At 71.6% G+C, this 24,625-nt stretch carries 22 protein-coding genes and 2 pseudogenes; 8 read left to right on the top strand and 16 right to left on the bottom strand.

All coding sequences use genetic code 11. The annotated features are described in order from the left end of the window. The first annotated feature begins 20 nt into the window (after positions 1 to 20). The 5 genes and pseudogenes from JQN83_RS02225 to JQN83_RS02205 form a co-directional block, all read left to right on the top strand. Positions 21 to 1,616: an LPXTG cell wall anchor domain-containing protein gene (locus JQN83_RS02225; protein ID WP_208565312.1), complete on the top strand. Its 1,596-nt coding sequence runs from the start codon at positions 21 to 23 to the stop codon at positions 1,614 to 1,616. 310 nt (positions 1,617 to 1,926) lie between these two features. Beyond that, complete coding sequence (locus JQN83_RS02220; protein ID WP_208565311.1) at positions 1,927 to 3,363, top strand: 3' terminal RNA ribose 2'-O-methyltransferase Hen1; 1,437 nt, start codon at positions 1,927 to 1,929, stop codon at positions 3,361 to 3,363. Next, positions 3,360 to 5,873, top strand: coding sequence for a polynucleotide kinase-phosphatase (locus JQN83_RS02215; protein ID WP_208565310.1), 2,514 nt, complete (start codon positions 3,360 to 3,362; stop codon positions 5,871 to 5,873). Before JQN83_RS02220 ends, JQN83_RS02215 begins: the two co-directional genes overlap by 4 nt. Before the next feature lie 121 nt (positions 5,874 to 5,994). Further along, positions 5,995 to 7,608, top strand: coding sequence for a cell wall anchor protein (locus JQN83_RS02210; protein ID WP_208565309.1), 1,614 nt, complete (start codon positions 5,995 to 5,997; stop codon positions 7,606 to 7,608). 173 nt (positions 7,609 to 7,781) lie between these two features. Further along, positions 7,782 to 8,570: pseudogene (locus JQN83_RS02205) on the top strand (DedA family protein); the annotation flags it as partial. 345 nt (positions 8,571 to 8,915) lie between these two features. On the opposite strand, the gene JQN83_RS02200 reads toward JQN83_RS02205, so the two are convergent. The 15 genes and pseudogenes from JQN83_RS02200 to clpB form a co-directional block, all read right to left on the bottom strand. After that, a complete protein-coding gene (locus tag JQN83_RS02200; RefSeq protein ID WP_007454255.1) occupies positions 8,916 to 9,293 on the bottom strand; it encodes an ArsR/SmtB family transcription factor in 378 nt (125 codons plus the stop codon). A gap of 57 nt (positions 9,294 to 9,350) precedes the next feature. Further along, positions 9,351 to 9,890, bottom strand: a complete 540-nt coding sequence (gene pyrE, locus JQN83_RS02195; protein WP_091252187.1) for an orotate phosphoribosyltransferase — start codon at positions 9,888 to 9,890, stop codon at positions 9,351 to 9,353. A 167-nt stretch (positions 9,891 to 10,057) separates the two neighbouring features. Further along, positions 10,058 to 10,867, bottom strand: coding sequence for an SDR family NAD(P)-dependent oxidoreductase (locus JQN83_RS02190; RefSeq protein ID WP_208565308.1), 810 nt, complete (start codon positions 10,865 to 10,867; stop codon positions 10,058 to 10,060). Positions 10,868 to 10,876: 9 nt separating this feature from the next. Then, complete coding sequence (locus tag JQN83_RS02185; protein ID WP_208565307.1) at positions 10,877 to 11,533, bottom strand: hypothetical protein; 657 nt, start codon at positions 11,531 to 11,533, stop codon at positions 10,877 to 10,879. 73 nt (positions 11,534 to 11,606) lie between these two features. Continuing rightward, positions 11,607 to 12,485 carry a hypothetical protein gene (locus JQN83_RS02180; protein ID WP_208565306.1) on the bottom strand — a complete coding sequence of 293 codons (879 nt, stop codon included), beginning with the start codon at positions 12,483 to 12,485 and terminating at the stop codon, positions 11,607 to 11,609. 154 nt (positions 12,486 to 12,639) lie between these two features. Continuing rightward, positions 12,640 to 13,623 carry a hypothetical protein gene (locus JQN83_RS02175; protein WP_208565811.1) on the bottom strand — a complete coding sequence of 328 codons (984 nt, stop codon included), beginning with the start codon at positions 13,621 to 13,623 and terminating at the stop codon, positions 12,640 to 12,642. Positions 13,624 to 13,658: 35 nt separating this feature from the next. Then, the gene (locus JQN83_RS02170) at positions 13,659 to 15,236 is read right to left on the bottom strand and encodes a polyamine aminopropyltransferase (protein ID WP_208565305.1); all 1,578 of its coding nucleotides are present in this window, start codon (positions 15,234 to 15,236) and stop codon (positions 13,659 to 13,661) included. Further along, positions 15,233 to 15,985, bottom strand: coding sequence for a hypothetical protein (locus tag JQN83_RS02165; protein WP_208565304.1), 753 nt, complete (start codon positions 15,983 to 15,985; stop codon positions 15,233 to 15,235). The genes JQN83_RS02170 and JQN83_RS02165 overlap by 4 nt, the downstream gene beginning before the upstream one ends. Continuing rightward, the gene (locus JQN83_RS02160) at positions 15,985 to 16,407 is read right to left on the bottom strand and encodes a DUF350 domain-containing protein (RefSeq protein ID WP_208565303.1); all 423 of its coding nucleotides are present in this window, start codon (positions 16,405 to 16,407) and stop codon (positions 15,985 to 15,987) included. The genes JQN83_RS02165 and JQN83_RS02160 overlap by 1 nt, the downstream gene beginning before the upstream one ends. A gap of 40 nt (positions 16,408 to 16,447) precedes the next feature. Further along, complete coding sequence (locus tag JQN83_RS02155) at positions 16,448 to 16,873, bottom strand: DUF4247 domain-containing protein (RefSeq protein ID WP_208565302.1); 426 nt, start codon at positions 16,871 to 16,873, stop codon at positions 16,448 to 16,450. Next, positions 16,870 to 17,391: a DUF2617 family protein gene (locus JQN83_RS02150; RefSeq protein WP_208565810.1), complete on the bottom strand. Its 522-nt coding sequence runs from the start codon at positions 17,389 to 17,391 to the stop codon at positions 16,870 to 16,872. The genes JQN83_RS02155 and JQN83_RS02150 overlap by 4 nt, the downstream gene beginning before the upstream one ends. Before the next feature lie 48 nt (positions 17,392 to 17,439). Further along, positions 17,440 to 17,613, bottom strand: a pseudogene (locus tag JQN83_RS33645) (DUF2617 family protein); the annotation flags it as partial. 2 nt (positions 17,614 to 17,615) lie between these two features. Next, entirely contained in the window at positions 17,616 to 18,242 is a 627-nt protein-coding gene (locus JQN83_RS02140; protein WP_208565301.1) for a DUF4178 domain-containing protein, read from the bottom strand. A gap of 96 nt (positions 18,243 to 18,338) precedes the next feature. Then, complete coding sequence (locus JQN83_RS02135) at positions 18,339 to 18,743, bottom strand: hypothetical protein (RefSeq protein WP_208565300.1); 405 nt, start codon at positions 18,741 to 18,743, stop codon at positions 18,339 to 18,341. A gap of 344 nt (positions 18,744 to 19,087) precedes the next feature. Next, on the bottom strand, positions 19,088 to 21,679 hold the full coding sequence (gene clpB, locus JQN83_RS02130) for an ATP-dependent chaperone ClpB (protein ID WP_208565299.1): 2,592 nt from the start codon (positions 21,677 to 21,679) through the stop codon (positions 19,088 to 19,090). Between the two features lie 251 nt (positions 21,680 to 21,930). Here clpB and JQN83_RS02125 point away from each other — a divergent pair, with 251 nt between their 5' ends. After that, the gene (locus tag JQN83_RS02125; RefSeq protein WP_208565298.1) at positions 21,931 to 22,929 is read left to right on the top strand and encodes a Fic family protein; all 999 of its coding nucleotides are present in this window, start codon (positions 21,931 to 21,933) and stop codon (positions 22,927 to 22,929) included. A gap of 60 nt (positions 22,930 to 22,989) precedes the next feature. Here JQN83_RS02125 and JQN83_RS02120 read toward each other — a convergent pair whose 3' ends face one another. Then, positions 22,990 to 23,241 (bottom strand): hypothetical protein, encoded by a 252-nt coding sequence (locus JQN83_RS02120; RefSeq protein ID WP_208565297.1) that lies wholly within the window; start codon positions 23,239 to 23,241, stop codon positions 22,990 to 22,992. A 518-nt stretch (positions 23,242 to 23,759) separates the two neighbouring features. Between JQN83_RS02120 and JQN83_RS02115 the strand changes: the two genes are divergently transcribed. Together JQN83_RS02115 and JQN83_RS02110 are read left to right on the top strand one after the other, a co-directional pair. Continuing rightward, entirely contained in the window at positions 23,760 to 23,990 is a 231-nt protein-coding gene (locus JQN83_RS02115; protein WP_208565296.1) for a winged helix-turn-helix domain-containing protein, read from the top strand. 129 nt (positions 23,991 to 24,119) lie between these two features. After that, positions 24,120 to 24,620 (top strand): cation:proton antiporter regulatory subunit, encoded by a 501-nt coding sequence (locus JQN83_RS02110; RefSeq protein WP_088641912.1) that lies wholly within the window; start codon positions 24,120 to 24,122, stop codon positions 24,618 to 24,620. The last annotated feature ends 5 nt before the right edge of the window (positions 24,621 to 24,625 follow it).

The following is a 24,625-nucleotide window of genomic DNA, read 5'->3' as shown; positions in this document are numbered from 1 at the left end:
CCCACGGGAGGAAATCCATGATGCTCAAGCACTCGACCCGGCGCTGGCTCGCCGGGCTGAGCGTGGCCGGAGCATTCGTCGCCGCCTCGGCCACCCCGGCGTCGGCCGAGAGCGCAAAGGTCAATCTTGGCATCTACTTCGATGACACGACCGTCGCACTCGGCTCCGAAGGCAAGACGAACTCGCCCACGCTGCACAGCTCCGTGCCGGCCGTCCTGCGCGGCCTGAGCGTACGCTACGACTTCGCCGGGCTCAGCGGAAAGGTGACGGTCAAGCCGGAGAGCGTGGGCAGCGGTGACTGCACCTCGCCGCAGCAGGGCGTCCTGGTCTGCACCGACCCGTTCGAGGTCGAGCTCGAGGAGTGGGGCATCGGCGGCTACTTCAACGTCGTCATCGCACCGACCGCCGACGCCCAGGACGGCGACAGCGGCGACCTCAAGGTGACGGTCAGCGCGGACGGTGCCAAGTCGGCCAGCCACACCGCCAAGGTCCGGGTCGGCGAGGGTGTCGACCTCGCCGGCGGCACCGAGGTGACGCGGTCCACGGCCCCCGGTGGGAGTTTCACCGCCCCGCTCACGGTGCAGAACGTCGGGCAGAGCACCGTCAAGGGTGCCGTGGCGGTCTTCGACCACGACCGGGCCATCCGCCCCGGCAAGAAGTACAGCAACTGCACCTACGAGGGTGACCAGCTGCGCACGTGCAGCTTCACCGACCTCGTCGCGGCTCCCGGTGAGAGCTGGACCGCTGACGCCCCGTACCTGCTCGGCAAGGACGCCTACGCCCCGGGCCGCAGCTACGGCTACCACAACTGGATGACGGTGGCGGAGTTCGAGGACTTCACGACGTACCTGGCGCATCTGGGCGTCTCGATCGGCAAGCCCGGCGACGGCGGTGAACTCAGCCTGGGCAAGGGTGGCAACCGGCGGGGTCTCCAGTCCGACACCGACCCCTACAACAACTGGTCCAGCGTGGTGGTCAAGGCCACCGGTAAGAACGGGACGGACCTGGCCGCGATCGGCAACTCGGTGAAGGGCAAGGCCGGTCAGGTGGTCAATGCCACCATCGGCGTCCGTAACGACGGACCGGCGTCGCTGGACTTCAGCCGTAGCGGCAGCCCCGTCACGAAGGTGGACGTCGTCGTGCCGACCGGCACCACCGCCGTCGAGGTGCCCGACACCTGCATGCCATTCGCCGATGGCGACGCGGACTGGTCGGAGGCCGGCACGCCCGGCGCCAAGGCGTACCGCTGCCTCCCGGACATCTACCTCGCCGTGAACGAGAAGCAGACCTTCTCGTTCGACCTGCGGATCGACAAGGTGGTCCCGGACGCCGCAGGCACCGTGACGATCAACGCCAAGTGCGAGTGTGAAGGGTTCACCGAGGACACCAACGCGGCCAACGACGTCACGAAGCTGCTCGTCAACGCGACCGGCCCCGACGGCGGCACGGACGGCCCCGGCGGGGGTGACGGGGGCGCGGGCGCCGGTGACGGTGGCCCGCTCCCGATCACCGGCAGCTCGACGGCCCTGGTCGGTGGGGTCGGCGCACTGCTGCTCGTCGCCGGTGCCGCCGGCTACCTGGTGGCCCGCCGCCGCCGGACCCGCTTCGTGGCCTGACCTCCGCCGCACCTCCGACGCCCCGTCGACCCCGCCCGGGTCGGCGGGGCGTCGCGTTCCACCGCCTGCGCACCCGACCGGGCCGGACCCGCCGGGCGTTGCGCCTCGCCGCCCGCGCACCCGGACCGCTGCGGCCCCGGGGAGCGGCAGCCCCGGGGAGCGACGGCCCTCGGGAGCGACGGCTCCGGACCGCTGCGCCCCGGGGAGCGACGGCCCGAGGAGCGACGGCCCGAGGAGCGACGGCCCGAGGAGCGACGGCCCGAGGGAAATGAGGACGACGCCGGATCGGCCACGCTGGGATCATGGGCGCGTGCTGCTCACCCTGACCACCACCCACCAGCCGGCGACGGATCTCGGTTTCCTGCTGGTCAAGCACCCCGACCGGGTGCAGGAGTTCGACCTGCCGGCGGGCACCGCGCACGTGTTCTACCCGGAGGCGACGGAGCAGCGGTGCACGGCCGCCCTGCTGGTCGAGGTTGATCCGCAGCGCCTCGGAGTGGGGCGGCGGGCGGCGTCCACCCCGGAACACTTCACCCTGGGGCAGTACGTCAACGACCGTGCCTACGCCGCGTCGAGCCTGCTGTCCTCCGCGCTGTCCACGGTGTTCCGCTCCGCGCTGCGCGGGGTGTCCCGGGACCGCCCGGAGCTGGCCGGCACGGCGATCCCGCTGAGCATCCGGGTGCCGGTGCTGCGTTGCCGGGGCGGTGCGGAGCTGGCGGTACGGCTGTTCGCCCCGCTCGGCTGGGCGGTCACCGCAGCCCCGCTCCCGCTCGACGAACAGCACCCCGAATGGGGTGACAGCCGGTATGTCGACCTCTGCCTGACCGGCACGGTCCGCCTCGCCGACGCCCTCAACCACCTGTACGTCCTGCTGCCGGTGCTGGACGACGCCAAGCACTACTGGGTCGCCCCGGACGAGATCGACAAGCTGCTGCGGGCCGGGGCGGGCTGGTTGGCCGACCACCCGGACCGGGTGTTGATCATCCGGCGTTACCTGGCGCACCGGCGTGCGTTGGCCGGGCAGGCGATGGCCCGGCTGGCCGAGTTGCGGCTGGCCGACGTACCCGTGCCGGACGACAGTGTCGACGAGGCCACCGGCCCGGCGGACGCCGACCCTGGGCGGGCGTCCCTGGCGGTGCGGCGGCGCGAGGCGGTGCTCGCCGCGCTGGCGGCCAGCGGCGCGAGCCGGGTGGTGGACCTGGGGTGTGGCGGCGGTGCGCTGCTCACCGCGTTGCTCGCCGACCGGCGTTACACCGAGGTGGTGGGCGTGGACGTCGCTCCCCAGGCGCTGACCGTGGCCGCCCGTCGGCTGCGGCTGGACCGGCTGCCCCAGCGGCAGCAGGACCGGGTCCGGCTGTGGCAGTCGGCGTTGACCTACCGGGACGACCGGTTGCGCGGCTATGACGCGGCGGTGCTGATGGAGGTCGTCGAGCACCTGGACCCGGCGCGGCTGCCCGCGTTGGAGGATGCCGTGCTGGGTCACGCCCGACCGGGCACGCTCGTGGTGACCACCCCCAACGCGGAATACAACGTGCGGTACGAGGGGCTGCCGGCGGGACGGTTCCGGCACCCCGACCACCGGTTCGAGTGGACCCGTGCCGAGTTCGCGGCGTGGGTCGACCGGGTGGCCGCCGACCACGGTTACACGGCCACGATCAGCGGGGTCGGTGACCACGACCCCGAGCTGGGCCACCCCACCCAGCTCGCCGTCCTCACCGCCGTGGGCAGCCAGGAGGCGACCCGATGACCACTCTCGACATTCCCGAGCTGGCCCTGGTGGCGTTGGTCGGTGTCTCCGGCTCGGGCAAGTCCACCTTCGCCGCCCGGCACTTCGCGCCCAGCCAGGTGCTCGCCTCGGACGCGTTCCGGGCGATGGTCGCCGACGACGAGAACGACCAGTCCGCCTCCGCCGACGCGTTCGGGGCACTGCACCACGTGGCGGGGGTGCGGCTGCGGCGGGGCCGGCTCACCGTGGTCGACGCGACGAACCTCCAGCCGCACGCCCGCGCCGGGCTGGTCGCGGTGGCCCGGGAGCACGACGTGCTGCCGGTGGCGATCGTGCTGGACGTGCCGGAGGCGCTGGCCTGGGAACGGACCGAGGCCCGCACCGACCGCACGCACGGCCGGCAGGTGCTGGCCCGGATGCAACGTGACCTGCGCCGGTCGTCCGGGCAGTTGGCCCGGGAGGGGTTCCGCAGGGTGCACGTGCTGCGCGGGGTCGAGGAGATCGACGCCGCGCGGATCCGGCTGGAGAAGCTGTTCAACGACCGGCGGGAGCTGACCGGGCCGTTCGACATCGTCGGTGACGTGCACGGGTGCCGGGCGGAGCTGGAGTCGTTGTTGACGCGGCTGGGTTACCTGCTGCACCGCGACGACGCGGGTCGCCCGGTGGACGCGGTGCCCCCGGCTGGTCGTACCGCCGTATTCGTGGGTGACCTGGTGGACCGCGGCCCGGACTCCCCCGGCGTGCTGCGCCTGGTGATGGGCATGGTGGCGGCCGGGCACGCGATCTGCGTGCCGGGCAACCACGAGCACAAGTTGCTGCGCAAGCTGCGGGGCCAGGACGTCAAACTCACCCACGGCCTGGCCGAGACGATGGCGCAGCTCGACGCCGAGGACCCGGCGTTCGTGGCCGGGGTGGCGACCTTCATCGATGGCCTGGTCAGCCACTTCGTGCTGGACGGTGGCCGGCTGGTGGTGGCGCATGCCGGCCTGAAGGAGGCCTACCACGGCCGCGCGTCGGGCCGGGTCCGTTCGTTCGCGCTCTGGGGCGAGACCACCGGCGAGACCGACGAGTACGGCCTCCCGGTGCGTTACCCGTGGGCGCGCGACTACCGGGGTGCGGCGACGGTCGTGTACGGGCACACCCCGACCCCGACGCCGCAATGGGTCAACAACACGATCTGCGTGGACACCGGTTGCGTCTTCGGCGGGAAGCTCACCGCGCTGCGCTACCCGGAACGGGAGCTGGTCTCGGTCGACGCCCAGCGGGAGTGGTACGCCCCGGCCCGGCCGCTGGTCAGCCCGCCGACCCGCCCGGACACGGTGCTCGACCTGGCCGACGTGACCGGGCGTCGGCACCTGGAGCACGCCTACGGCACGCTGACCGTGCCGGCGGAGAACGCCGCCGCCGCGCTGGAGGTGATGAGCCGGTTCGCGGTGGACCCGGGCCGGCTGGTCTGGTTGCCGCCGACCATGGCCCCGTGTTCGACGTCGACCGTGGAGGGGTTCCTGGAGCACCCGGCGCAGGCGTTCGAGGATTACCGGTCGGCCGGGGTGGAGCAGGTGGTGTGCGAGGAGAAGCACATGGGTTCCCGGGCGGTGGTGCTGGTCGAGCGGGAACCCGGCCGGTTCGGCGGTGGGGTGGTGCACACCCGTACCGGTCGGCCGTTCTTCGGCCCCCCGCTGGACGGGGAGTTGCTGGACCGGGTCCGGGCGGCGGTCGGCACGGCCGGGCTGTGGGACGAGCTGGGCACCGACCGGCTGCTGCTGGACTGTGAGTTGCTGCCCTGGTCGGCGAAGGCGGGCGGGCTGATCCGCGAGCAGTACGCCGGGGTCGGGGCGGCCGGCCGGGCGGCGGTGCCGGCGGCGTTGGCTGCGCTGGAGGCCGCGAGCGCCCGCGGGTTGCCGGTGGACACGCTGCGGGACCGGATGGCGGCCCGCTTGGCGGAGATCGAGGGCTACTCGGCGGCCTACCGGGCGTACGTGGCCCCCACCGAAGGGCTACGCGGGGTGACCCTGGCGCCGTTCGCGGTGCTGGCCGGGGCGAAGGTGACCTTCACCGACCGGGACCACGGCTGGCACCTGGCGTTGGCCGACCGGCTCTGCGCGGCCGACCCGGAGTTCTTCACCCCGACCCGACGGCAGGTGGTGGAGCTGGCCGACGAGGCGGCGGTGGCGGAGGCCACCGAGTGGTGGTCGGCGCTGACCGGGGCCGGTGGCGAGGGGATGGTGGTCAAGCCGTACGCCGGTCCGGCGGCCCGGTCGGCACGCGGTTCGCTGCTCCAGCCGGGGATCAAGTGCCGGGGGCGGGAGTACCTGCGGATCATCTACGGCCCCGGCTACACCGATCCCGCCCAGCTCGCCGCGTTGCGTCGCCGCTCACTGGGCCGTAAGCGGGGGCTGGCGCTGCGCGAGCACGCGCTCGGCCTGGCCGCCCTGGACGGGTACGCCGCCGACGTCCCGCTGTGGCGTCGGCACGCGCTGGTCTTCGCGATCCTCGCCTGCGAGTCGGAGCCGGTCGACCCCCGCCTCTGACGGTCGGCGACACCCACTGCGTCCACACGGCACGGCAGACCGTGGCCGTTGCGGTGGAAGTCGCCAATCGTTCGACCCATTCGGCTCGCTGCCCGCCGTAGCGGGGCGGTAACCGCCCGAGTTGTTCCGTACGCTACGCCACGACTGCCAACCCTTTTGCAGGACAGGAACATTGATGCGTAAGCACACAATGCGACGCTGGCTGGCCGGGTTCGGTGCGGTGGGCGCGTTCGTCACCGCCTCCGCCGGCCCTGCCCCGGCTGCCCCCGTCAGCCCTGCCGCTTCTCCCGAGGTGGTCGCGGCGGCAGGGTTCGACATCACCGCCGACAACATCACCCTTACCCCGGGCGGGCCGGGCAGACGGGTGTCCCTCGGTTGGCTGGGCGATCATTCCCCGCTCGAGCACACCGTCACCGTGGACTACAGCGCCGTCGATGCCTTCGCTGACGTGCGCAATCCACTGGGCTCGGCTTGCACCCGCGAGGGCACCGTCCTGACCTGCTCGGCCATCGACAGCGAAAGCCATGACCTGCTCCTGATTCCGGTGCTGCCACGCGCAGGCGCCAAGGTGGGTCAGAATGGCAAGATCCGCTTCACCGTGACCAGCTCCAAGTGGGGTACGAGCAGCACCACCTCGACCGTCACCATCGGCGAGGGGGTCGATCTGGTGGCGGGTCCCGCGGTGACGCTGACCGGTGGTCCCGGTGCCACGGCGCCGGTGGGGCTGTCGGTCGGCAACCAGGGGAAGGAGACCGTCCAGGGCGCGGTGCTCCTCATGTCGGCCATGTACGGTCTCACCCCGTCGAAGCGCTACCAGAACTGCCGCTACGGCAGCAAGGGCGGCCTGAACCACTGGACGCCGAACCTGTTCGTCTGCACCTTCGACGACGTGATCGCGCCAGGCCGGGTGTTCCGGGTCGGTGGCGGTTTCGGTGTCACCGTGCCCGGCGACGTCTCGGCACCGAACACCCAGACCGGCACCGCCACCTGGTTGACCCCGCAGGACTGGGCGGACGAGCGGCCCAAGTACACGCTCGACCAGCAGGGGACCGGCGGTGTGCTGCGGCTGGAGTCGACCGGTACCCGCCTGCCCGGCGGCACGTCCCGGGTACCGCAGACCGACATCGAGCCGGCCGACAACGAAACCCCCGTCGAGTTGACCGTCACCGGCAACCAGCGGGCCGACCTGGCGGCCGACGAGGTGCGCATCACCGCCAAGGTGGGCGAGACCGTACCGGTCAAGATCGGTTACACCAACCGGGGACCGGCCTCGTCGTCCAACGGCGGCCGCGACTTCTACACGATCGTCACGATGACCGTGCCGAAGGGCGCCTACGCGGCCAAGGTGCCCAAGAACTGCCTCGACGCCGACATCCAGGACGAGGAGGGCGGCCGGCCGGGTGCCCGCGCGTACTCCTGCTACCAGTACGACCTCATCCACAAGGGCGGAAAGGTCGCCCTGCCGTTCTCGTTCCGCATCGATCGGGCGGGCACCCTGACGGGCAAGGTCGAGCTGAGCAACGGCCCGGTGGGCGCGAAGGACCTCGACCCGAGCAACGACACCGCGAAGATCCTGGTGAATCCCGCCGCGGGTGGTCAGGGCGGCGACGACGGCTCGTTGCCGATCACCGGCTCCCCGACCGGCCTGGTGGTCACCATCGGTAGCGTGCTGCTGGTGGCCGGGGTCGGCAGCTATCTGGCGGCCCGCCGCCGCCGGTCGCACTTCGTGGCCTGAGCGGGCGCGCGTCGTGGCCTGAGCAGACGCGTCCGGTCTGGGCGGGCTGTGCGTCCTGGCCCGATCCGGGCGCGTCGTGGCCTGGGTGGGGCCGCGTCGCGGCCCGTCCGGGGTGAGATGCCGGTCGAAGGGGCGCGTGCCGCGACCGACGCTTCGCGGGCTCGGTATGGTGTGTGGCCGTGGACACAGGTGAGAAGACGCGGGTGGTCGCCGAGACGGTCGCACTGAATCCGCTCGACCCCAAGGATCTGCTCCAGACCTTCGGACTGGTCGGCGTGTGGGTGATCCTCTTCGCCGAGACCGGTCTGCTGGTGGGGTTCTTCTTCCCCGGCGACTCGCTGCTCTTCCTGGCCGGGGTCGCCGCCTCGCCGGTGGCCGACGCGATGTTCGGCGACGGCACCCGGCTCTCCCTGGCCGGGTTGCTGATCGGTGGGCCGGTCTGCGCGATCGTCGGGGCCCAGCTCGGGCACTGGCTCGGGGCCCGCTACGGCCGCCGGATGTTCGAGCGCCCCAACTCCCGACTCTTCAAGAAGGAGTACGTGGAGAAGGCGGAGTTCTACTTCCAGAAGTTCGGCCCGGCCAAGGCCGTGGTGCTGGCCCGGTTCATCCCGATCGTGCGGACGTTCCTCAACCCGGTGGCGGGTGCGCTCGGCATGCCGGCGAAGCAGTTCCTCCTGTGGAACGTCGTCGGGGCGATCCTCTGGGTCGACGGCATCCTGCTGATCGGCTACCTGCTCGCCGACCAGATCTACAACGCCATCGGCGACAAGATCGACCGGTACATCCTGCCGGTGGTCGCGCTGATCATCCTGATCTCGGTGCTGCCGATCTTCTTCGAGTTCCTGCGCGACCGTAAGGCCCGTCGGCGCGGTGAGGCCGTCGCGGTGGTCGCCGCCGCGAGCGCGGTGGGGGCGGTCGAGGCCGTCCGGGACGCCGTCGAGCACCACCACCCGCACCACGGGCAGCAGTACGGTGACCCGCAGCAGCACGGGCAGCAGCAGCCCCACGGCGGTGGGCAGCCCGGCCAGCCGCACGGCCGCGACCAGCAGTTCCCGCCGCAGACCTACGGTCAGCCCCAGCCGCCGCAGGACGGTGGACGGTACCCGGAGCACGGTCAGGGCCGCTGAACGCCGGGACGACGAACGGCCGGCCCTCGGGGAGAGGACCGGCCGTTGCATACGCGTACGCCACCGCGGGCACGGTGGTGGATCAGCAAACTGACCGGTGACGGAGAACCGTCACCACCCGATGACGCCACCCCTGGTACGCCATCGGACGTCACCCCCTGGTGGGGGCGACGGGTGCAGTCAGCGGGCCTTCTTGGTGGCCCGCTTGCGCGGCGGCGTGAGGAGGTCGGCGATCGTAGCGATCGCCGACGGCACCAGCCGGTAGTAGGCCCACACACCACGCTTCTCCCGCTCCAGCAAGCCGGCCTCGGTGAGGATGCGGAGGTGGTGGCTGACCGTCGGCTGCGAGAGGCCGAGCGGCGCGGTGAGGTCACACACGCACGCTTCGCCCTCGGGCGCCGACTGGATCAGGCTGAGCAGCCGCAGCCGAGCGGGGTCGGCGAGGGCCTTGAGGACCCCCGCCAGCCGCTCGGCATCGGCACGTTCGATCGGCTCGCCGGCAAGCGGCGAGATCTGAGGCATGGTCATTTCAGCCAACGCAGTTCCCACGTATTCCATCCTTCCACCAGCAGCATCGATCCGCCTGCATATCAGCAGATCCGAATCGGCAAATTTTCACGCCACAAGGCCGAGGTCAGCCAACGTAAAGGCCGCCCGATACGGCAGTCCGGCGGCGCGTACGACGTCGCTGGCGCCACGGTCGACGATAACCGCCACGCCCACGACCTCCGCCCCGGCCTCGCGTAGTGCTTCGACGGCCGTCAACACGCTGCCGCCCGTCGTCGAGGTGTCCTCCACCGCCAGTACCCGCCGGCCGGCCACCTCAGGACCCTCGATCCGCCGTTGGAGACCATGCGCCTTGCCGGCCTTGCGGACCACGAAGGCGTCCAGGGGTCGATCGGTCTCCGCGGCGGCGTGCAACATCGAGATGCCGATCGGATCGGCACCCAGGGTCAACCCACCGACCGCGTCGTAATTCCAGTCGGCGGTCAGCTCCCGCATCACCCGACCGACCAGGGGAGCGGCCCGGTGATGGAGAGTCACGCGACGCAGATCGACGTACCACTCCGCCTCCCGCCCCGAGGAGAGCACGACCCGGCCATGGACCACAGCCAGGTCAGTGATGAATTTACGCAGGTCGTCGTGGTCCCCCATGCCGATAGAGGGTACTGCGCAAGTCTGTGGGTCGTGTGTGCGGCCCACCCGGATCGGTCACCCGATCGACCGATGACTGGCGATGGACGGCTACGCTGCGCGATCGCACGGGCAGAGTTGTCGCAGGACAGCGGGCGGCCCGCGCGCCGTACCGCGCCGACGCCCGCTCACTCCCCGGCCGGATCGAGCTGCCCCCGCCGGTCCCGGAAGGCACCCCGCAACAACCGCCGCGGTACGTGTCGAAGGCTCGCGACGGCCAGCTTGTACTTCCAGTCCGGCACGCTGACCGTTTTGCCTTTCCGCAGGTCACGCAGGGCTTCGGCGACCACGTCGTCGGCCTGCAGCCAGATCCACCGTGGCATGCCGGACATGTCGATGCCGGTGCGCTCGTGATAGCCGGTGCGGGTGTAGCCGGGGCAGAGCGCCATCACGTGCACGCCCGCCACCCGGGTGGATTGCCCGATCGACTCGCTGAAGCTGGTGACCCATGCCTTGCTGGCCGGATAGGTGGAGCCCGGCATCACCGGGCCGAACCCGGCAACCGAAGAGACATTTATCACTGCCCCATCGCCGCGTTCGATCATTGGCCCGAGCGCGGCGAGAGTGAGCCGGAGTACCGCGTGCACATTCAACCGGAGCAATTGGGTCTCGTCGGCGACGGTGGAACGCAGAAACGGCCGACTGAGGCTGAGCCCGGCATTGTTGACCAACAGGTGCACCGGGTCGCCCGTGGTCAGTCGCCGTTCCACCCGGGCGCAACCGTCGTCGGTGGACAGATCGGCCGGTACGACCTGGACCTGGTTGCCGTACCGGCCGGTCAGTTCGGCGGCGGTCGCGTCGAGCCGGGTGGCGTCCCGGGCCACCAGGATCAGGTCCCAGCCCTCGGCGGCGAGTTGGCGGGCGAACGACTCACCGATGCCGGCGGTGGCACCGGTGATCAGCGCGCGGCGGCCCGGAGCCGGTCGGTCGGCGGTCACGGTTGCTCCTCAACGGGGCGGCGGCACCGGCGGAACGGCACCGGGGTCAGGCTCGGACGCCGGGGTGAACGGGGGCGGCCCGGACCCGGGGCCCACCGGGCGGCGGGTGGCGAACCAGGTGCTCGCCGCCGGCAGCACCAGCAGCACGGCCACCACAAGGTAGCCGAGGGCCTGGCCCACCGAAACCCCCGCGTTCACCGGCACCCACCAGGACGGGTAGGCGTCGTCGAGGGTGCCGAACAGGTCGGCGACGCCCTGGTCCCCGCTGCCCAGCCGCAGCGGTCTGACCCGCTGGCCGACCAGCGCCGCGAGCGCGCACCCACCGGCGAGCAGGCCCAGCCCGCAGACCACCCAGACGCCGATCCTGGCCGCCCGACGACGGGCGAGCAGCCCACCGGCGAGGCCGACCAGCAGCAGCCCCACCAGCACCGTCAGCACCGCCGCGCCGACCGTGCCGAGCCGCAGCAGTCGGATCACGCCGTCGACGTCGCCCGGGTCGGCGGCGGTGTCGGCGGCGGCCACCCGGAACCGGTCGACGGTGCCGCGCAGGGCGAGCAGGGTGGTCACGGCGTAGACCCCGGCGGCGAGCGCCATCAGCCCGAGCAGCGCCGCCGCCGTGGTGACGACGACCGGCCGGCGGGCCGGCACCTGATCCGGGTACGACACGACGATTCCCTCCGGTAGGCGTCGGTGTGCAACCTACTCGGAGGGAATCGTCGGTGTCGCTGTTACGCGCCCGTCAGCTGCCGGCGGGGCGTTGCGGGTCGTCCGGGCCGCTGCCTCCGGCGGGCCGGTCCGGCTCCCCACCCGACGGCGGCTGCCAGGACTGGCCGTCGGACGGCTGCGGCTGGTCCGGCACGCCCGGGGTGGACGCCGACGGGCCGGGCTGACCCGGGGTCGACGACGGTCCGGGGGCACCGGGCTGGCCGGGGGTGCCGGGCTGCGGGTAGTCCGGCGTCGCCGGGTAACCGGGCGTCGCCGGGTAGCCCGGGGTAGCCGGGTAGCCCGGGGTGGCCGGGTAGGCGGCACCGGGAACCGGCGGCTCCCAGCCGCCCTTGGGCTTGCGGAAGAACTCGTTGGACTTCGGCAGGGCGAGCAGGATCAGCGCCGCCAGCAGGGCCAACAGGCTGAGCACGCCGAGCAGGGTGCTGACCGGGTTGTACCAGGAGGGCAGCACGGCGTTCATGCTGCGCTCCAACTCCTCGGCGCTCGGCGCGTTGCCGGAGCCGGAGCCGGCGGAACCGCTGAAACCGGCGGAACCGTTGACCAGTCCACCACCGACGCAGCAGACCATGATGCCGCCGACCACCCAGGTGGCGATCCGGCTGCCGTTCTTGCCCCGGTTGTTGAAGATCGCCAGGACGACGAGGGCCAGCGCGATCAGCAGCAGAATGGCGGACGCGGCGACGGCGAAGACCACGACGGCGGTGCCGAGCCCCTCGACCTCGCTCGCGGTCCCCTCGAACGCGTCCTCGAACGCCTGGCGGAGCTTGCCGCTGATCGCGAGGGTGAGGATCAGCCCGATCAGTTGGAGCGCCGCAAAGAACATCAGCAGATAGCTGGAGAGCGTCACCAGACCCGGACGGGTCCGGGCGGGCGTGCTGTGGGAATCGACCATGATTCTCCTTCCTAGATCACCGCACCACGGTAACGTCCGCAGTCCCGTCGTACCGGCTACGACGGAGCCGTACCCGATGATCGACCTGCCGAATCATCCATCGGCCGGGCGCGGGGCCGCGACCGAAGCGGATCAGGCGGGCGCTCCCCCGGGGTCACGACTCGCGCACCAACCGGCGGTGTTCGGCGGTCACCACACCGAGCAGGAGCAGGTCCACCGCCAGCCCGGTCACCGCGCCGAACTGGTTGACCGTGAAGTTGAAGATCTGCCCGAACAGCAGGTCGACCAGGAGGGCCAGCTTGAACAGCCGGAACGCGGCCCGCCGGTCGTTACGGAGCAGGAACGCGGCGCGGATGCTCAGCACCCCGGCGACCACCGCCGTGGCCGACACCCCGAGCACCGCGCCCCACTCGCCGAGCTGGTCCAGCTCGCCGGTCACCCCCTCGGTGGTGACCGCCACCACCGTCGCCACCGGCTCGATGACCAGGTAGGCCACCACCAGCAGCACCACCCAACGCTGGGCGGTCAGCCGGAGCAGCGCGTCACGCAGCCGGGCCACCCAGGGCTGCCAGAACCGCCGTGGCGGTGGTTCCCGGCGCGGCACCACGTCCAGCAGCGCGGAGACCGCCGACTCGACCTCCGGGCCGGCACCCCGGACCAGCCGCAGGGTGGCCACCCTGCGGCGGTCGGTCAACCCCCGGCCGACCCCGCCGACGATCACGTCCAACGCGTTCGCCACCCGTTCGCCGGGGGTCAGCCGGATCCGTTCGCGCAGCGCCTGGGTGATCACCACCAGCAGGGCGAACACGGCGTAGATGATCCCGGCGGCCGGCCGGTAGAAGTAGTCGGTGCCGGCGGTGACGAACTTGCCGACCTCGTCGATGAACAGCCCGAAACCGACCCCGGCGAGCACCGCGCCGGCCATCCGGGCGGCCCCACCGAGGAAGACCAGCGCGACGCCCAGGCCGACGGTCATCAGCAGGCCACCCCAGAGCACGTGCGCGATGTGCAGGCCGCCGCCGCCGAGCTGCGGGTAGCCGGTGGCGTGCAGGAACGCCCGGGTGACCAGCACCGTCGCCACCCCGGACAGCACGAACGCCTGCAGGTACGCCGCAGCGTCCACCGCACGCGGTGGCAGCCGGCGGCGCAGCGACGGTGACATCGTCTCCGAGGCTAGTAGCCGCGCCACTCGCTGCGGGCGTAGTCGAGCACCCTGGGTCGCAACAGGGTGGAGGAGGGCACGTCCAGGCGGCCCCGGTCGGCGGGGAAGGCCGCCGCCGCCCGCAGCACCCCCGGGTCGAGGAAACGCAGCCGGGGCGCGTCGGCCGGCAACTCCAGGGGCGGCGGGGTGCCGCCCGGCGCGGCGAGCACGAACCCCCAGTCACCGAACGACGGCACGTCGACGTGGTACGGCACGGTGGCGAAGCCGGCCTCACGGATCGACGCCTCGATCGACCAGTACGACCGGGGCGCGAAGTACGGCGACCCGGACTGCACCACCAGCCGGGCGCCCTCGGCGAGCACCGAACGGATCAGGGCGTAGAACTCGACGGTGTAGAGCTTGGCGGTGGCCGTCTCGTCCGGGTCGGGCAGGTCGGCGACGACCACGTCGAAGCGTTCGCCGGCGGTCCGCAGCCAACCGAACGCATCGGTGTTGAGCACCCGGACCCGGGGGTCGTCGAGGGAACCGCCGTTGAGCGCGCGCAGCTGTGGCTCGGACCGGGCCAGCGCCACCACCGCCGGGTCGAGGTCGACCACGGTCACCCGGCGCACGTCCGGGTAGCGCAGGATCTCGCGGACCGCGAGGCCGTCGCCGGCACCGAGGACCAGCACCTCACCGCGCGGGCCACGCATCGCCGGGTGCACCAGCGCCTCGTGGTAGCGATACTCGTCGATCGAGCTGAACTGGAGGTCGCCGTTGAGGAACAGCCGCAGGTCGGTGACGGAGTGGCCGACCTCGCGAACCGACCGGGTCAGCACGATCTCCTGGTAGCGGGAGCGTTCGGCGTGCACCACCGGGTCGCGGTAGAGCTGCTGACGGCTGGTCACCTCGAAGTCGGCGGCGGTGACCCAGGCGTACCCCAGGCAGAGGGCGACCACCACGGAACCGGCGCCCAGCACGAGCCGGGCCCGGCGGCTCAGCTCGGCGCGGAACACCGTGCAGACCAGGGCCAGGCCGGCCACCGCGTTCACCGCGCCGACCACCAACGCGCCCTTGAGCTGGCCGAAGACCGGGATCAGCAGGAACGGGAAGGCGAGCCCGCCGAGCAGCGCGCCGACGTAGTCGGCGGCGAACAGGTCGGCGACCGCGCTGCCGGCGGCCTGCTCCCGGATGCGTTGCAGCATCACCATCAGCAGCGGGATCTCCGCGCCGATCAGCAGCCCCAGCACGAACGCGGTGCCGACCAGCGCCGGGCCGTACAGGTCGAGCCAGGCGAACGCGGCGTAGAGACCGAGCACCGACAGACCGCCGAGCAGGGCCAGGGTCAGCTCGATCACCGCGAACGCGGCGGCGGCCCGGGGCTGCAACGGCTTGGCGACCAACGCCCCGATCCCCATCGCGAAGACCATCACGCCGAGCACGATCGACGCCTGCCCGACCGTGTCGCCGATCAGGTAGCTGCCGAGCGCGACCAGGGCCAACTCGTACACCAGGCCGCAGGCGGCGCAGACGAAGACCGCGAGCAGCACCGACGCGCGGGCCCACCGCCAGCGCGGCCGGACCGCCGGGGTGTCGTCGACCGTGCTCACCGCGCCCCCCGGAAACGCCCGGCCGGCGTCGCCGCCCGCTGCCGGCCGCGCTGGACGAACCCGACGGTGATCAGCAGGACGGCGACCAGCAGCAGGCCGGCGGCGGCCAGCACCGTACCCCAGCGGTCCCGCCAGAAGTCGCTGCCGGTGTCCGGCAGCGGGGCCGCCACCGCGCCGGGGTCGGCGGTCGGCGTGGCCGCCGGTGGTGCCGCACCCGTCTCGGCGACCAGCAGCGGCAACGCCACGGCGGCGCGGCAGATCGCCCAGCCCGGGTCGTCCACGAAGACGTCCTCGTGCAGGCCGAACCGGGTCAGACCGGTCTGCACGGCGTAGAGGTCGGCCCGGGAGAAGTCGCCCGAGCCGGTCACGGTGATGGTCGCCGAGTCGCTGCTCTCGCTGCTCTCCGCGGTGTACATGATCCGGGCCCGGACCTGCACCCAGCGCGGGCAGCGGTCGTCCTCCTCCACCGCCACCCCGTCACCGAGGTTGGAGCCGACGCTCACCGGCGAGAGGAACGACTCCTCCAGCCGCCAGCCGTAGCAGATGCCCTGGCTGGCGGTCGCCTGGGCGAGCAGCGGCACGGTGTCGGCGCGCTCGTCGGCCGCCGGGGCGGGCACGGTGGTGCCCCCGGAGTCCCGGTTGAAGAGGCTACTGCCCACGCAGACCACCACGATCAGGCCGACGACGATCCAGACGACCCAGGCACCCACGTTCTGTTTCGGCTTCGCCGGCTGCTTCGCCGTGGTCATCAGCTGATGGCGGCGGCGATGATCGCGCCGGTGGCGAGGTGCACCATCGCCGACACCCAGACCGCCGGGTGCGGCTGCTGGTCGACCAGCAGCGTGCCCAGCTTGCCCGGGGTCAACGCGTCGAGCAGCACGAACGCCAGGGCCATGATGACCAGGCCGACGATCCCGTACGCGGCGGAACCGACCAGGCCGAGCAGGAAGTCGTCCTCACTCGCGGCGATCGCGGCCACCACGATGATGCCGACGCCGGCCAGGTTCGAGGTGAGCAGCAACGCGGCGTTACGGTTGCGTTCGGTCCAGATAAGCTCGTGGAGCTTGCCCGGGGTGGCCACGTCCACCAGCACGTAGCCGATGGCCATCAGGACGACACCGACCACCCCGTAGGCGAGGGTGACCAGCAGGTCGGTGACCAGGTTCTGCACAGCGTGCTCCAGGGGTTCGTTCGGTCGGGATCGGTACGCGTCACTTGCCGGAGCCGGGGCCGCCACCACGCACGGTGCTGCCCCGACCCCAACCCCAGTGGCTGCCCACCGTCGAGTGGTAACGCGGGTAGGCGGTGCGCATCCGCTCCAGCAGGATCAGCGAGCCGGCGGCGATCGGCAGGATCACCAGCGAGTCGTCGTCGTAGCGCAGGTAGACGCCGCTACCGTCGACGTACTGGTCGGCCGGCTTCCAGGCACCGGTGACGTCGTCCGCCACCTGGCTCGGGGTCCGGTTCGAGGTGTACGCGACGGCGTCCCGCCCGATGTCCCGGGCCGCCGCCCGGGTGTAGCGGTCCTCGATGTAGCCCCGGGGCGAGAAGTTGCCGTAGAAGATCGCGAAGGCGGCGACCAACGCGCCGACGACCGCGAAGGCCACCCCCACCACGAACCAACGTCGGTACGTCACGGTGTCTCCCTCGTTCGCGACTGCGGGGCTCGCCGATCGTGCGGGAGCGTCACCACCGTCTCGGTCAGGACCAGTTCGTTGGTCTGGGGGTACGCGTGCCAGGTGCGCCAGCCCACCGTGCCGTCCGGCGCGTCGGGGCGTACGGCCAGCGCGGTGACCGCGTCCGGGTCCCCCGGAAAGACCCCGACCAGGGCGTACGGGTCGTCGGCCAGGTCGGCGCGGAGCGCGGCGATCCGGGTGTGCAGCTCCCCCTCCGCGGGGCGCAGCACGGTCGCGGTGAACCGGTAGCCACCCGCCTCGTCGTGCAGGTCGCCGGGCAGGTGCGGGGGCCGACCGGGCAGGCAGGCGACCGTCTCGACCAGCCCACCCGCCGCTGCCGGACCCGTCGCGTCCGCCCACCCGGCCGAGGTGTCCGCGCCGCCGGGCCCGGTCGAAGCGGCCGGGGCGCCGAGCGCGGTCGGAATGTCCGCGTCGGCGAGCCCGGTCAAGGCGGCCGGGGCGCCGAGCGCGGTCGGAATGTCCGCGTCGGCGAGCCCGGTCGGAGCGGCCGGGGTGGTGAGCCCGGTCGGGGTGGTGAGGACGACCTGGTGGGACGCGCCGAGCAGGCGCAGCCGCAGCCGTACACCGCCGGGCAGGGTCACGTCACGGATGTGCAGGGCGGGGCGTTCCGGGCCACCGAGCGCCAGGCTCAGGTCGGCGGCGCAGGTGTCGACGTACGGGGTGTCCAGGCTGACCAGCACGATCAGGACCCTTCCGGGCCGGACTGCGGGTACACCATCACGTCCGCGCGGTGCAGCCGCTCGCCCCGGCCCACCTCCCAGCCGGCGTCCCCGTACGCCTCGAAGGAGAGCCGCTCGCCGCCCTGGCCCCGGTAGTCCTGGTAGCGGACGGTGCCGTACGGGTCGAGGCCGGTGCTGCCGGTGGCCGAGTAGCGGGCCTGGCCGGACTCCTCCCAGGAGTAGCGGCGGCCGGCGAAGTCGAGGGTGGGTGCGCCCGGGGTGATCGTGGCGGCCGGCTCGGCCGTCCAGAGCACCAGCTCCAGGTCCGGGTCCTCCTCGACGGAGAGCCAGCGCTTGTCGCCCTCGACGGTGTCCAGCAGGTGCTCGGCCCAGCTCCAGCCGCCCTCGACCAGGTGCACCGAGCCACGAACCGCGTAGGACACCCCACGGATCTCGACGATGTCGCCGGGCTTGAGCTTGCGGGGGTCCCCGCGCAGCGCGTCGGAGTCGGTGTCGCGGAACGGGTCCTTCGCCGGTGTCGGCCGGTTCGGCTTCCGACTTCGGCTGAAAGCCACCGCCGCCACCACGATCCCGGCGACCCCGATCAGACATCCCAACGTTGCCACGACGTACGCGACCGAACCGTTCACCCCGACCACCTCCCCAAGTGCATCGGCGGAGACGGTAACAACCCCGCGCACCCCGCGCACCTGGGGAAACTCAGCGGATTCTGAGTGAACAGTCAGCTACCGAGTGTCATCGTCGGTGTGCTGACCAGCCAACCGGTCCGCCGCGTACCCGCCCAGCGTGGTGCTGCCCATCGTGCAGCCGGTAAAGGTGGTGAACTCGTCGTCGATGCCGCGTAGGGCCGCCCAGGCATCCCGGGCCGCCGCCGGATCGACCTCCTCCAACAGCGTCGCCGCGTACGCCCGGCCGGCCGGCGAGCCATGCCGCAGCAGCCAGTCGACCTGCTCACGGGCCTGCCGGGGGCGCTGCGCGAACGCTTCCCCCACCCGCCGGTACGCCTCGGTCACCGGCAGCAGCGTGCCGGCGAACCCCACCCCGCCGAAGGCGACAGTGTCCGCCCCGGCGAGTTCCCGCACGGCGGCGTCCAGCTCCGGGTCGCCGCTCTTCTTCCGCATCCCGAACATGCCCCTCTCCTTTCCCCGCCCCACCCCTGACCACCCACCCCACCCCCACCCCCACCCAACCCACCCCACTTAGCCCCCGCCCACCGCACTCAGCTCCCGCCCACCGCGCTCAGCCTCCGCCCGACCGCACGCCGCTCTCGCCCGACCGCGGTGATCAAGAGGTTTGCGTCACCAGAGAGCGCTCCCAGTGACGCAAACCTCTTGATCACCGGCGCAGGAAGGCCGGGGCGGGGGTGATCAAGAGGTTTACGTCGAGGGAAAGCGCTCTCGTGACGTAAACCTCTTGATCACCGGGGCGGGGCGGCACTTGGCGAGGCGGGAGGGGCGGGGCGGCGGGGCGGGGGTCAGGTGGAGGTGACGGTGAGGGCGTTCTTGTCGTCGGACAGGTCGACCCGTACCGTGTCGCCGTCCCGGATCACGCCACCCAGCAGGGCCTTGGCGAGCTGGTCGCCGATGGCCGACTGGACCAGGCGGCGCAGCGGGCGGGCACCGTAGATCGGGTCGTACCCGTGCTCGGCGAGCCAGGTCCGGGCGGCGTCGCTGACGTCCAACGCCAGCCGGCGGTCGCCGAGGCGCCGACGCAGCCGGGTGAGCTGGATGTCGACGATCGACCGCAGGTCGTCCCCGCGCAGCGCGGCGAAGACCACGATGTCGTCGAGCCGGTTGAGGAACTCCGGCTTGAAGTGCGAGCGGACCACCGCGAGCACCCCCTCCCGGCGCTGCTCGTCGGCGAGCGTCAGGTCGCTGATCACCGACGACCCCAGGTTGGAGGTGAGGATCAGGATCGCGTTGCGGAAGTCGACGGTACGACCCTGACCGTCGGTGAGCCGGCCGTCGTCGAGCACCTGGAGCAGGATGTCGAAGACGTCCGGGTGGGCCTTCTCCACCTCGTCCAGCAGGATCACCGAGTAGGGGCGGCGGCGCACCGCCTCGGTGAGCTGCCCGCCCTCCTCGTAGCCGACGTAGCCGGGCGGGGCACCGACCAGGCGGGCCACGGAGTGCTTCTCGCCGTACTCGCTCATGTCGATGCGGACCATGGCCCGCTCGTCGTCGAAGAGGAACTCGGCGAGCGCCTTGGCCAGCTCGGTCTTGCCGACGCCGGTGGGGCCGAGGAACAGGAAGCTGCCGGTGGGGCGGTCCGGGTCGGCGACGCCGGCCCGCGCCCGGCGTACCGCGTCGGAGACGGCACCGACGGCCTCGGCCTGGCCGACGACCCGGCCGCCCAGCGACTCCTCCATCCGCAGCAGCTTGGCGGTCTCGCCTTCCAGCAGCCGGCCGGCCGGGATGCCCGTCCAGGAGGCGACGACGGAGGCGATGTCGTCCGCGCCGACCTCCTCCTTGAGCATCGCGCCGTCGGCCTGGAGCCGGGCGAGTTCCTCCTCGGCCCGCGCCAGGTCGGCCTTGAGCGCCGGGATACGGCCGTAGCGCAGCTCGGCGGCGCGTTCCAGCTCGCCGTCGCGTTCGGCCCGTTCGGCCTCGCCGCCGAGGCGTTCCAGCTCCTCCTTGGCGGTGGAGAGCTTGGTGATGTGGCTCTTCTCGGTCTGCCAGCGTTCGGAGAGGGCGGTGAGCTGCTCGCGCTTGTCGGCCAACTCCTTACGCAGCCGCTCCAGCCGCTCGGCGGAGGCGGCGTCGGGCTCCTTGGCCAGCGCCATCTCCTCGATCTCCAGCCGGCGGACCGCCCGTTCGATCTCGTCCACCTCGACCGGCCGGGAGTCGATCTCCATGCGGAGTCGGGACGCGGACTCGTCGACCAGGTCGATCGCCTTGTCGGGCAGGAACCGGTCGGTGATGTACCGGTCGGACAGCGACGCGGCGGCGACCAGGGCGGCGTCGGTGATCCGGACGCCGTGGTGCACCTCGTAGCGTTCCTTGAGGCCGCGCAGGATGCCGATGGTGTCCTCGATGGTGGGTTCGCCGACCAGCACCGGCTGGAAGCGACGTTCCAGCGCCGGGTCCTTCTCGATGTGCTCGCGGTACTCGTCGAGGGTGGTCGCGCCGACCATCCGCAGCTCGCCGCGCGCCAGCATCGGCTTGAGCATGTTGCCGGCGTCCATCGAGCCCTCGCCCTTGCCCGCGCCGACCACGGTGTGCAGCTCGTCGAGGAAGGTGATGACCTGCCCGTTGGAGTTCTTGATCTCCTCCAGGACGGACTTGAGCCGTTCCTCGAACTGCCCCCGGTACTGCGCCCCGGCGACCATCGCGCCGAGGTCGAGCGAGACCAGCTTCTTGTCCCGCAGCGACTCGGGCACGTCGCCGGCCACGATCCGCTGGGCCAGGCCCTCGACGATCGCGGTCTTACCGACGCCGGGCTCGCCGATCAGCACCGGGTTGTTCTTGGTACGCCGGGAGAGCACCTGGATCACCCGGCGGATCTCCGAATCCCGGCCGATCACCGGGTCGATCTTGCCGTCGCGGGCGCTGGCGGTCAGGTCGACGCCGTACTTGGTGAGCGCCTGGTAGGTCTGCTCCGGGTCGGCGGTGGTGACCCGCCGGTCCCCGCCCCGCACCGTCGGGAACGCGGCGACCAGGTTCTCCTCGGTGGCCCCGGCGGACTTCAGCGCATTGGACACCGCGCCACCCACCCGGGCCAGGCCGGCCAGCAGGTGCTCGGTGGAGGTGTACTCGTCGCCGAGCGGCCGGGCGATCTGCTCGGCGGCCCCGATGGCGTTGACGAACTCGCGGGCGAGGGTGGGCTCGGCGATGCTGGACCCACGGGCGGCGGGCAGCGCGTCGACCGCGCGCTGGGCGGCCCGGCGCAGCTCGGCGGGGTCGGCACCCGCAGCGCGCAGCAGGCCGGCAGCGGTGGAACCGTCGGTGTCGAGCAGTGCCGACAGCAGGTGCCAGGGTTCCACGGTGGCGTGACCACGCTGGTTGGCCAGCGCGACGGCACCGGTGATGGTTTCGCGGCTCTTGGTGGTGAGTCGTTCCGTGTTCATGGGCTCCCCCGGGATCGGCGTGTCCACTAGTAAGAGACACCACCAGAGTTGAGCCTATTCCGCTCAACTCTGCTGGTGTGACTCGCATCACAATGAGTCGAGACCGAACGCGCCGGGGCTCGCGCAGCAAACTACCCAAAGAAACTACTAAACTAAATAATTCACGTCACCGTTGGGGACTTTTCCGGGAGTTTGCCGTGCTCAGCTTCGCCAAACTGGACCATTGCATCGGTCACGTTCCCGGCCCGGTCGTGACGGCACTGAGCACGGTGGACATCGGCCGGGGATCGGAGGATCTCTACCGCGACCAGCTACCCGGGCTGCTCAACCAGCTGGCCGACCGGGCCCGGGTAGCGAGCATCACCGCCTCGTCGGCCATCGAGGGGATCGTCGTCGACGACAGCGCCCGGGCTGACCGCATCCTCGCCGGCCGGGTCACCAACCTGAGAACGCGCAGCGAACAGGAGTTGGCCGGCTACCGGGACGCGCAGGACTACCTCTTCCAGGGCTCCTGGCGACCACTGAATCCGGGCCTCCTACTCCATCTGCACAAGTTGCTCTTCGCCCACACCGCCGCGCCGGGTGGCCAGTTCAAGACCGAGGACAACGTCGTCGTCGACCGCGCCGCCACCGGCGAACTGACTGTCCGCTTCCGGCCCGTACGAGCGTCGGACACGCCCCACTTCGTCGCCGAACTGATCGATCGTTACGCGGCCGAGGCGACGGCGCGGCGTCACCATCCGGTGCTCCTCGTCGGCCTCTTCGTACTCGACCTCCTCGTCGTGCACCCCTTCGAGGACGGCAACGGCCGGGTGACGCGGGCACTCACCAACGCCCTGCTGATGGATGCCGGCTACTCGGTGTCGAGGTACGTCAGCCTGGAGCAGCAGATCGCCGCGAGCGCGGACGGCTACTACCAGGCACTGCTGGACTCGACACATGGCTGGCACGACGGCGAGGCCGATCCCTGGCCGTGGCTGACCTACTTCGTCAACATCCTGGCGACCGCGTATCGCATGTTCGCCGAACGCGCGGCTTCGGGTCGGGCAGACGGTTCGAAGCAGGACCGGGTGCTCGACTACGTGCTCCACCACGCTCCGCGCATCTTCCGGGTCGCCGATATCCGCACGGCGCTGCCCGGCATCAGTGACCCGACGATCCGTGTCGTACTGGACCGCCTACGCCGTGAGGGCGCGATCGCTTCGGAGGGGCTGGGCCGGGCGGCGGCCTGGCGACGCCTGCCGTCCTGATTTGGTCGGAAGGCACCCGCAAACCGGTTCGCCGGCAGCCAGTCACCGACCAGCCCCGGGTCAGCGGGGCAGGCGGGCGGTGCAGGGGGTCTCGTGGTCGGCCCGGAGCACGCACCGCCGGCCACTGTCCAGCCGGTTGTCGCAGAAGACCCGGTGGCGTACCCCCTGATCATCCTCGGCGGAGACGGTGGTCTCGCCGGGGTCGACGTGGGCGAGGAACGCCAGCGAGCGGGCCGCCGTCCGGGCGAGCATCTTGGCCCGCGCCAGGTCCGCAGCGCTGACCGGCAGATGTACGACGTACCGCCCGGTCATCGCGCCCCGCCCAGCTGACCCGGGGCGATCTCGCGCCGAAGCCGGTATCGCGACGGCTCGGACACCGCAATGTCGACCCAACCGAGTTGACCAGGGTCGAGCTTCGACGGTGGGTGCGGCGACTCGTACACCATGGCGCTCCTTCGTGGGACGGCTCGGTGGCGCGGTGCTGGAAGGGCAGCCCGGCCGTGCTGCTGGTCCGGCCGGGCTGCCCGCCCTGCCGTCGCAGCCCACCTCGGCGGTACGACGACAGGGCCGCTTCGCATGGCCGCCACCGGACGCGGTCCATGCCGATCTCAGGGCTGGCACGACTGACGCACCTTCTGGCCCAGTCGTGCCAGCCCACGGATGCCAACCGGAGGCCGGTTTGCCTACCAGGCTTTCCGCTGAAGGCCCCGCCGAAGCAACATACAATGCAAACCATTGGAAGACAACCACTCACCATGCAAAGCACGCAAAGTCTTGGCGGGTCGCGTGCTGCCATGGGAGGATCTTGGGGCCTACCAGGAGTTGCCGCCATGCCCCGAGTTTCCGACCGTCAGCGCATCGCCCAGGACATCCGCGACAAGATCGCCTCCGGCGAGTACTCGCCGGGCGACAAGTTGCCATCCCTGCGTGAGTTGATCGCGCACTACGAGGTTTCCGCCGAACCCGTGCGCTCCGCACTGCTGATCCTTCAGGCGGAGGGCCTCGTCGAAGGCCACCAGGGCAAGGGAACCTACGTCACACCGCGCAGAGCCTCCCCCTGATCCCGCAGCGCGGGTCGGGGTTACCGACCGGCGAGTCGGCGAGCACAGGCGGTACCGGCCGGAAAGCGCTCGCCAGCAGCACAGACGTCCAACGGGCCCAGCTTGGGCGCAGGGTATAGCCTCTCGTCCGTGCGAGTACGTGTCGAACAGACCGCCCTACCCGGAATCGGCGTACGTCATGATCTGATGACGGAGTCCGGTCGCCGGCTCGGCGTGGTCTCCCACCGCAATGGCCGCCGCGACCTGGTCCTCTACGACCCGGACGATCCCGACTCCTGCCAGCATGACATCCCGCTGACCGACGACGAGGCCGAGGCGTTGGCCGACATCCTCGGCGCGTCGCTGATGCTGGGTCAGCTCTCCGGCCTGCGCGAGCAGGCGGCCGGGTTGCTCACCGAGCAGATCGCCATTCCGGCCGGGTCGAAGTACGTCAACAAGCGGCTCGGTGACACCAAGGCGCGTACCCGCACCAGCGCCTCCATCGTGGCGGTGCTCCGGCAGGGCGAGGTCAACGTCTCGCCCGATCCCACCTTCCGCTTCGCGGCCGGTGACGTGGTGGTCGTGGTCGGGACCCGGCAGGGTCTCGACGGTGTGACAGCCATCCTCGCCGACAGTGACCCGGACGGCTGAGGCGG

Source organism: Micromonospora antibiotica (assembly GCF_017599305.1).
GTDB lineage: Bacteria > Actinomycetota > Actinomycetes > Mycobacteriales > Micromonosporaceae > Micromonospora > Micromonospora antibiotica.
This window is presented reverse-complemented; position numbering and strand designations above follow the sequence as displayed.